At 56.5% G+C, this 8,084-nt stretch carries 10 protein-coding genes; all 10 read right to left on the bottom strand.

Annotated elements, in window-relative coordinates:
- Window positions 1-122: 122 nt before the first annotated feature.
- The 10 genes from obgE to mreC all read right to left on the bottom strand — a co-directional run bounded on the left by obgE (window position 123) and on the right by mreC (window position 8,081).
- Window positions 123-1,433 carry a GTPase ObgE gene (gene obgE, locus FTE24_RS11080; RefSeq protein WP_150233502.1) on the bottom strand — a complete coding sequence of 437 codons (1,311 nt, stop codon included), beginning with the start codon at window positions 1,431-1,433 and terminating at the stop codon, window positions 123-125.
- Window positions 1,434-1,585: 152 nt separating this feature from the next.
- Window positions 1,586-2,323, bottom strand: a complete 738-nt coding sequence (locus FTE24_RS11075) for a Spo0B domain-containing protein (protein WP_150233500.1) — start codon at window positions 2,321-2,323, stop codon at window positions 1,586-1,588.
- Between the two features lie 205 nt (window positions 2,324-2,528).
- On the bottom strand, window positions 2,529-2,840 hold the full coding sequence (gene rpmA / locus FTE24_RS11070) for a 50S ribosomal protein L27 (RefSeq protein ID WP_141446471.1): 312 nt from the start codon (window positions 2,838-2,840) through the stop codon (window positions 2,529-2,531).
- Between the two features lie 22 nt (window positions 2,841-2,862).
- Entirely contained in the window at window positions 2,863-3,195 is a 333-nt protein-coding gene (locus FTE24_RS11065; RefSeq protein ID WP_141446472.1) for a ribosomal-processing cysteine protease Prp, read from the bottom strand.
- A 14-nt stretch (window positions 3,196-3,209) separates the two neighbouring features.
- Complete coding sequence (rplU, locus tag FTE24_RS11060; RefSeq protein ID WP_141446473.1) at window positions 3,210-3,521, bottom strand: 50S ribosomal protein L21; 312 nt, start codon at window positions 3,519-3,521, stop codon at window positions 3,210-3,212.
- Window positions 3,522-3,688: 167 nt separating this feature from the next.
- A complete protein-coding gene (locus tag FTE24_RS11055) occupies window positions 3,689-4,927 on the bottom strand; it encodes an Rne/Rng family ribonuclease (RefSeq protein WP_150233498.1) in 1,239 nt (412 codons plus the stop codon).
- 170 nt (window positions 4,928-5,097) lie between these two features.
- Window positions 5,098-5,895, bottom strand: coding sequence for a septum site-determining protein MinD (gene minD / locus FTE24_RS11050; protein WP_141446475.1), 798 nt, complete (start codon window positions 5,893-5,895; stop codon window positions 5,098-5,100).
- Between the two features lie 3 nt (window positions 5,896-5,898).
- The gene (gene minC / locus FTE24_RS11045; RefSeq protein ID WP_150233496.1) at window positions 5,899-6,585 is read right to left on the bottom strand and encodes a septum site-determining protein MinC; all 687 of its coding nucleotides are present in this window, start codon (window positions 6,583-6,585) and stop codon (window positions 5,899-5,901) included.
- Between the two features lie 84 nt (window positions 6,586-6,669).
- Window positions 6,670-7,200, bottom strand: coding sequence for a rod shape-determining protein MreD (gene mreD, locus FTE24_RS11040; RefSeq protein ID WP_141446477.1), 531 nt, complete (start codon window positions 7,198-7,200; stop codon window positions 6,670-6,672).
- Window positions 7,197-8,081 carry a rod shape-determining protein MreC gene (gene mreC / locus FTE24_RS11035; protein WP_202111826.1) on the bottom strand — a complete coding sequence of 295 codons (885 nt, stop codon included), beginning with the start codon at window positions 8,079-8,081 and terminating at the stop codon, window positions 7,197-7,199. The genes mreD and mreC overlap by 4 nt, the downstream gene beginning before the upstream one ends.
- Between the last annotated feature and the right edge of the window lie 3 nt (window positions 8,082-8,084).

Below are 8,084 nucleotides of genomic sequence, written 5' to 3'. Positions count from 1 at the left end.
CCCCCCGCCCAGGCGAGCGGTTTGCGATTGGAGCGACTTTTGGCTTTCCCCTTACTGCCGGAATCGATTAGAGTCCGCAGCGGAAAACAACCCGGAGCGACAAGCGCAAACCGCTCGCCCCCTCAATAGTAACTGCTACCCTCAACAAACTCGAACTCGAAGTCCGCGATCCGGACGATCGTGCCGTCCTTCGCACCGCGCTTGCGCAGTTCTTCGTCGACGCCCATATGGCGCAGCGTGCGGGCTAACTTGAGAATGGCATCGTGCGTAGTGAGCTGCATACGCTTCATCATGCGCTCGATCTGCACGCTCTCCACGACGAACATTTCGTTCTCCCGGCGAATCGTGAAGCCTTCTTCCTTGGCTTCTTCGACGCGGTACACTTTGCGTTCCGTCTGGTCGGCGGCTTCTTCGATGCCCGGAGCGACGGCGATCGAATCCAGCACGTCGACTGCCCGGTACATGAGTTCTTTGACGCCCTGACGGGTCAGCGAAGAAATCGGCATGATCTCGAGATCCGGATGGATCTCCGCCACTTTTTCCTTGAACACGCGCAGGTTTTCTTCCGAATCCGGCATGTCCATTTTGTTCGCCGCGACGATCTGCGGACGCTTCTCAAGCTCCGCATTGTACAGCTTGATCTCTTCGTTGATCTTCAGCCAGTCGTCGAACGGATCGCGTCCTTCGGAGCCGGACATATCCACCACGTGGATAATGACCCGGGTCCGCTCGACGTGGCGCAGGAATTCGTGGCCGAGGCCTACACCTTCATGCGCGCCTTCGATCAATCCCGGCAGATCGGCCATAACGAAGCTGCGGCCTTCGTCGATGCCGACTACGCCGAGGTTCGGCGTAATGGTCGTGAAGTGGTAAGCGCCTATCTTCGGCGTTGCCGCGGATACGACCGACAGCAGCGTCGACTTGCCTACGCTCGGGAAGCCGACCAGACCGACGTCAGCCATGACTTTAAGCTCAAGCACGATATAGCGCTCTTTGCCTTCTTCGCCGTTCTCCGCAAGTTCGGGAGCGGTATTGTTCTGCGTGGCCAACTTCACGTTGCCGCGTCCTCCGCGTCCTCCGCGGGCTACGACAATCTCCTGGCCGTGACGGGTCAGATCCGCCAGCACTTCCTGCGTATCGTCATCGATGATCAGCGTGCCGGGAGGAATACGCACGACCAGATGCTCGGCGTTTGATCCGTACTGGTTTTTATTGCGCCCTTTTTCTCCGCGTTTCGCTTTGAAATGGCGCTGGTACCGGAAATCCATCAACGTACGCAAACCTTCGTCGACGCGGAAAATGACGTCGCCGCCTCTACCGCCGTCGCCGCCGGCAGGTCCGCCGTTCGGTACGTATTTCTCGCGCCGGAACGCAACGACGCCGTCTCCGCCGTCGCCGGCTTTTACATAAATCTTCGCTTTATCTACAAACATGAACTTCACCTCTTCTGCTTGGTGTACGCAAATCGCCGATCGGCCCGGGCTCTGGAATCGTTTCGTTCCGAAAAGACCTCGCGTACTAAGGCGCCTATCTCTGCGCCTGACAATCTATTGCTTTCGAACGGGGCCGATCCGCTTGCGCACACTTAAGTTCGGGCCGGCAGTTTCCACCGAATCCGTGTACCTTTTTCGTCCGCTTGCGCTGTCAGCGAGTATGGCGCAAGCGCCTCCTCGACCGCGCGATGCAGCACAGGCACCGCTTCTGGATCGTTTTCCGGTTCGATGAACAAAGTCGCTTCCCCGCCCTCTTCGCCGAACACGATCCGCAGCGCGGGCACGGAAACTTTCGCGGCAAGCCCCGAATACCGGTACGCCGCCATTGAAGACCTTACGGCCCGAATCAACCCTTCCTGCTCGTCCGGCGTCAAACTTCCGGCATAATGCAGTTCTTCGTCGACCCGGACATGCAGACCGATCTCCCGGTTTTCGCCTTTGAACGTCATCAGATAGAATACGAGATCCGGCAGTCCCAGCTTCGCGATCCGGCCCTCTTTATGCATGTCATCGCTAACGCGAGCCACGATTTCTTCGACCCGGTCATTTTTGCCCATGCGGGCATAACCGAAAATCAATTGAAGATCGTTCATCCAGTCATGCCGCTGATGACTCAGCACATGCATGAAAAACTGCTGCTGCGATTGTCTCAATTCCTGAATTTCGCGTTCTTTTCGCCGTTTCTCGTGGCGCAATACCAACACGAATACGGCAGCCAGCCAGGCGGCGAGCAGAACGAACATCATGGCTGTGGGAAAAAGGTAGGCCAGAACCAGGGGAACTGCGGCAGACAGCGGCATCAATAGGGATAGGTCCCTCCACCTTTTCATCGGCTCTCTCCGTTTCTGATCATAGTCAAAACACGTGGTTTTCAAGGATTTTGCGGGGATCGGTCAACTTTGAGTATACCCAGAATCCGGACAAAATCCAAGCCGCCGCGCACACGGCAGGCGGTTTGCCCGACCCTCTATCGCCTCTCAACAAAAAAAGACCTTCGGTACGAATACCGAAGGCTTCTTCATTACCCGTTAGGTCTTAGGCCTCTACGGAAGCTGCTACTTCAGCAACTTGTACAGGGTAGACGCTGACTTTTTTGCGATCACGGCCGAGACGTTCGAATTTTACAACGCCGTCAACCAGAGCAAACAAAGTGTCGTCTTTGCCGATACCTACGTTTGTGCCCGGGTGAATCTTCGTTCCGCGCTGACGGAAGATGATGCCGCCGCCGCGTACCGCTTGACCGTCCGCACGTTTAGCGCCAAGGCGCTTGGAATGGCTGTCCCGTCCGTTCTTAGTCGAACCTACACCTTTTTTGGAAGCGAATAACTGGAGATCCAATTTCAACATAGTGGTCTACCTCCTTCTTTGCTTATTTTGTAACCTGATCGATCCGAATATATGCACTGTAAGAATTCACGATTGCCTCCAGCATGACCACCATCGAGTCGAGAATGAGTTCGGCTTTGGCTTTGAGTTCGTCCGATTGTATCGGCGGAAGGCTTCCGCTGAGAAAACCGTTCTTCATCCGGGTCTTCATCACCGTTCCGGTAAGCACCTCGACCGAGTTGACCGTTCCGACCGTAATGGCGGAAATGGCTGCACAGACGATGTCCTCGCCGCGATCGGCGTAACCTGCATGTCCCTTAACCTTAAAAGCCGTAATCTTCCCGTCCGGCGATCTGACAATTTGGACGATAACCAAGTTATCAACCTCAATTATGCTTGGATTTTTTCGATCGTTACTTTAGTATACGGTTGACGATGGCCTTGTTTCTTGTGGTAGTTCTTCTTAGGCTTGTATTTGTATACAACAACCTTTTGGCCTTTACCGTGCTTCTCAACCTTTGCCGTTACGGTTGCTCCCGATACCATCGGTGCTCCGACTGTCAGTCCGTTTTCTTGGGAAACGGCCAGGACACGGTCAAACGTCACGCTTTCGCCGTCTACGGCTTCAAGCTTCTCGATGAACAATACGTCGCCCTCTTGGACTTTGTACTGCTTACCGCCTGTTTCGATAATTGCGTACATCTTCTTGCACCTCCTCATGTCTCAGACTCGCCTGGTTCGGGTGGATGCTCCGCGAGCGGAGATCGCTTCAACCCGGCCTGTGCGGTTACAGCATGTTGTGCAATAGTGGAATACACCGGCACACATACCAACGTATCTTAGCATGGACTCCTACAGAAGTCAACCCATTATCGAATCATGATTCGGCCCGTTCCTTCGCAGGACGGACAGACTTTGTAGAACAGGCCGGCGCCGCTCTCGCGCACCTTTTTGCGGGTCATTTCGAGCAGTCCGAGCTGGGTCCAACCGACGATCTGGGACTGCGTCCGGTCGCGGGCCAGACGTTCCCTCAATCGTTCGAGGACGCGCGTCCGGTTCAGTTCTTCCCGCATGTCGATGAAGTCGACGATCACGATGCCGCCGACATCGCGCAGGCGCAGCAGGCGGGCGATCTCTTCGGCGGCTTCGAGATTCGTATCCGTCACCGTCGTCTCCAGGCTGTCGTCCGCTCCCGTGAACTTGCCGGTATTGACGTCCACGACAGTCAGCGCTTCGGTCTGGTCCCAGATCAGTGTTCCTCCTCCGGGCAGGCGAATCTTACGGCCGAAATCGCGATGCAGCTGATGTTCCACTTCGTAGCGTTCGAACATCGGCATCGATTCCGTATGCAGTCGCACCCGCGGCTTGGCGCCGGGCAGCATCTCCCGCACGAAGGCGGACAGTTTGCTCTCCTGATTCGCATCGTCGACGATCAGTTCGTCGGTCAGCGGATCGTAGACGTCGCGAATCATGCGCTGCGCGAGATCGAGATCGCGGTACAGCTCTTTCGGCGCGTCCACCCGCTCCGAGGCGGCCACGATTTCCTCCCACCGGAGACGCAGCGCGTCCAGGTCTTCGGCCAGCTTGTCCTCGCTCTCGCCGCCGGCCACCGTACGCAGGATCAGCCCTTCTCCCGGACGGCGCATCCTTTCCCCGAACGCTTTCATGCGGACACGATCGCTTTCGGGCGAAATCTTTTTGGACACCGCCACGTAATCCGCTTCCGGCATGTAGACGAGGTAGCGGCCGGGCAGCGAATAATGCGTCGTGACCCGCGCTCCTTTGCCGCCGAACGGCTCTTTCGTAATCTGCACGAGCAGCTGCTGCCCTTTGCGGGCCATCTGCTCGATCGAAGGTTTCTCCGGCGGATGTTTCTCCGTATGTGCGGGCAGCAGATCGTCGATATACAAAAAAGCGTTCTTTTTCAGCCCGATATCGACAAAAGCGGCCTGCATGCCCGGGAGGACGTTCACGATCCTGCCTTTGTAAAAACTGCCCGCCATTCCGTGTTCCTCTAGACGTTCCGCCGCAAATTCGATCAGCCGCCCGTCGTCCAGCAGCGCCGCCTGCGTCCATTCCGATTCGTTATGCACAACCAGCTGTTTCATCGGTCACCTCTTGCCCGGCATATTGTCGGTATTCGGCACGGCATGAACCGCGCGATCCGCTTCCGTTTGTCTAAACGCGGTCCGGCCTCCAAAAGTTTCATTCCTGCGCTCAATTACGAAAAAGACCCTTCGCCGCAAGGCAAAGGGTCCGCGGCGCCGAAGCCGGAACCTTATCTTCCGACGCCGAAAATTTTCTTGAACAGATTGAAGCGGCCTTTTTTCTCGTCCAGCTGCATCAGGGGAACGGTATCCCCCTGAATGCGCCGGGCGATGTTCCGATAGGCGATCGACGCTTTCGAATCCGGATTCATGACGGTCGGCTCGCCGGTGTTGGCGGCTTTGATGACCATCTCGTCGTCGGGCACGATGCCGAGCAGGTCGATATTAAGCACCTGCAGCACCTCGTCGACGTCCAGCATTTCTCCGGCTCTGACCATGTTCGGACGAATCCGGTTGACGATCAGCTTCGGCGAAGCGACGTGCGAACTTTCAAGCAGACCGATAACCCGGTCGGCATCGCGTACCGCCGCATTCTCCGGCGTCGTGACGACGATCGCCTGATCGGCTCCGGCAATCGCGTTCTTGAAGCCCTGCTCGATGCCGGCCGGACAATCGATCAGCACGTATTGAAATTCGTTCTTCAATTCGAGAATGATATCGCGGATCTGCTCCGGCGACACGGCATTTTTGTCCTTGGTCTGCGCGGCCGGAAGCATGTAAAGCTCTTCGAAGCGTTTGTCTTTGACCAGCGCCTGGTGCAGACGGCATCGGCCGTCGGCCACGTCGCAAATATCGTAAATGATCCGGTTCTCCAGTCCCATCACGACGTCCAGGTTGCGCAGGCCGATATCCGTATCGACCAGGCAGACCTTTTTGCCGAGCAGTGCCAGTGCCGTTCCGATATTGGCCGTGGTCGTCGTTTTGCCGACGCCGCCTTTTCCCGAAGTGACGACTATAGCCTCTCCCATTCTCTACACTCCTTTGAACACATTCAGATCCCGGCGCAGCCGGGCAATATTCGCCATTTTGTCAATCTGCATCTGCCCGTCCTTGAGGTAGGCGAATTCCATCTGCGTCTCGTGCGGATGGGAACTCTGTTCTTCGCCGCTGTCGGGCGGGCGGCTGATCACTTCCGCGATCCGCAGTTGGGTCGGCGCCAGATACGAAGCCCCGATAATCGCGTGCTCGCTGCCTTCCGAACCGGCATGAGCCATTCCGCGCAGTGCCCCGAGAATATAAATATCGCCGGTACATACGATGGAGCCTCCCGGATTGACATCGCCCAGAAACAGCAGATTGCCTTCCTGCCTGAGCACCTGCCCGGAACGGACCATGCCGCTCATCGTCGTGATCGGCGTGCGCAGTACCGCGTTCTCCCGCACTTCGATCAACTTGGCGCCTTCGATCGAGCGGACGAGCAAATTGCGCTTCGTGCGCAGCACGTCCAAAAGATCCAGCTTCTGTTCGTCCGTCAGGTCGCGGCTGCCGTACTGCACGTCGATCGCGACGAGCGGACCGCTCAAAATCGCCTGGTGGCTGTGCTCCAGCATATCCTGAAGCTCGGACACCAGTTCGTCAAAATCGCATTGTTCGTCCAGACGAAACACGAGGCCGTCCTTGATTCCCTTGATTGTCACGAGACTTCGTTTGATGGACATCTCCCCCGCTCCCCCTTCGACTGAATCTTTTCGAGACGAAGGTTCCTTTCTCCTGCACGAATCGCATAAAAGTTGCCGCCGCGCCTATTTGTTGTCTTCTTTTTTCGCACGCAGCGGCATCTTGTCGAACTGTCGGCGGATCGGCACGTAGACGATCAGCGCGAATACCGTTCGCAGCAGCAGGTCGGGGACGATGTACTGGACGAGCGCCCAGTCGTAGGACTGTTCGTTGAAGTTGAACACGGTATAGATCCCGAACAGCATACTGTCCAAAATAAAACTGCCGAGCATGACGACGCTGAGCATGACCGGAAGCGGCGCTTTCGGAAGCTGGAACACCAGTCCGAGCAAATAGGCGGTAAAGCCCATCGTAAACGAATAAGGTCCGAGCATCGCGCCGTAAAAGACGACGTCGTGCAGCATGCCGAACACGACGCCAAGCGCCATCGCCGCATAGCGGTGACGGTAAACGGCCACGAACAGAATGCACACGAACACCAGGTTCGGCATCAGATGCGGAATCCAGCTCTGCGGCATGAACCACGGCAGCACGCTCGTTTCGATCAGGAACAAGATGAACAGCAGCAGGACGAGAAACTGTTTGCGCCAGGTCATGGCGTATCGTCTCCCGCTGCCGGCTCCGGTCCCGGAACCACGACGAACAGTTCCTTCCATTCCGTAAAGCTTGCCGAAGGACGGATTTTGGCCGTATCGCTCAGGCCGAACTCGCTCTGCTCGACCGCCATGACTTCACCGAGCACGATGCCCGCCGGGAATACGCCGCCGCTGCCCGAGGTAACGATGATATCGTTGACGTCGACTTTCGGTTTGGTCGGATCGTTGTTCTGAATACCGCTCATGATCAGACGCTTCTGCTTCACGTCGTACGTCTCGACGATCCCGAACGTGCCCGGCTTGCCGGTAACTGTCGCGGAGATCGCGTAGCTGTCGGGCGACGTAAGGCTGAGAGAGGTAATAAGCTGGATCGTCGACGTATAGTCGGTCGTCGTGCTGATTACTCCCACCATACCTTCGATGCTCGTCACCGCCATGCCGACGCCGACGCCGTCTTTGGAGCCGACATCAATATTCACGGTCGGATTGTTCACATCTTCGTTGACGGAAATGACCTGTGCAAACCGAAGATGCTTAGAAACTTTATCCGACTGGTTTTTGGTAAAATTCAGACCGTCGCGGAGTCCTACCACCTCGGCTCGCAGAGAGTTGTAATTGATCAGTTCCCGATCCAGTTCCGCCACTTTGATTCTGAGTTTTTCGTTTTCTTTGTACACGCCGCTGAGCTCCGAGATGTCTTCGAAAAATCCGGACACCGCCGATGCCGGCTTGCTGACGAGTTTTTGCGTATAGCCGACCGTATCCTTGACGAATTTCTCCGGCCAGGTCAAACCGATGCGATCGCCGAGTGTCACGCCCATGAGGGCGATGAACAGCACCAGCACGATCAGCAGGATAAACAGCTTGCGATTTCCAAACATTCT

This window comes from Saccharibacillus sp. WB 17 (genome assembly GCF_008634075.2).
GTDB lineage: Bacteria > Bacillota > Bacilli > Paenibacillales > Paenibacillaceae > Saccharibacillus > Saccharibacillus brassicae.
Note: the sequence above shows the minus strand (reverse complement) of the source record. Positions and strands in the feature narration are given on the sequence as shown.

Bases quoted from the DNA above. Each gene is read 5' to 3' on its own strand.
- obgE (WP_150233502.1), bottom strand. From the start codon at position 1,433: ATGTTTGTAGATAAAGCGAAGATTTATGTAAAAGCCGGCGACGGCGGA.
- rplU (WP_141446473.1), bottom strand. From the start codon at position 3,521: ATGTACGCAATTATCGAAACAGGCGGTAAGCAGTACAAAGTCCAAGAG.
- rpmA (WP_141446471.1), bottom strand. From the start codon at position 2,840: ATGTTGAAATTGGATCTCCAGTTATTCGCTTCCAAAAAAGGTGTAGGT.
- minC (WP_150233496.1), bottom strand. From the start codon at position 6,585: ATGTCCATCAAACGAAGTCTCGTGACAATCAAGGGAATCAAGGACGGC.
- FTE24_RS11055 (WP_150233498.1), bottom strand. From the start codon at position 4,927: ATGAAACAGCTGGTTGTGCATAACGAATCGGAATGGACGCAGGCGGCG.
- mreD (WP_141446477.1), bottom strand. From the start codon at position 7,200: ATGACCTGGCGCAAACAGTTTCTCGTCCTGCTGCTGTTCATCTTGTTC.
- minD (WP_141446475.1), bottom strand. From the start codon at position 5,895: ATGGGAGAGGCTATAGTCGTCACTTCGGGAAAAGGCGGCGTCGGCAAA.
- FTE24_RS11075 (WP_150233500.1), bottom strand. From the start codon at position 2,323: ATGAAAAGGTGGAGGGACCTATCCCTATTGATGCCGCTGTCTGCCGCA.
- mreC (WP_202111826.1), bottom strand. From the start codon at position 8,081: ATGTTTGGAAATCGCAAGCTGTTTATCCTGCTGATCGTGCTGGTGCTG.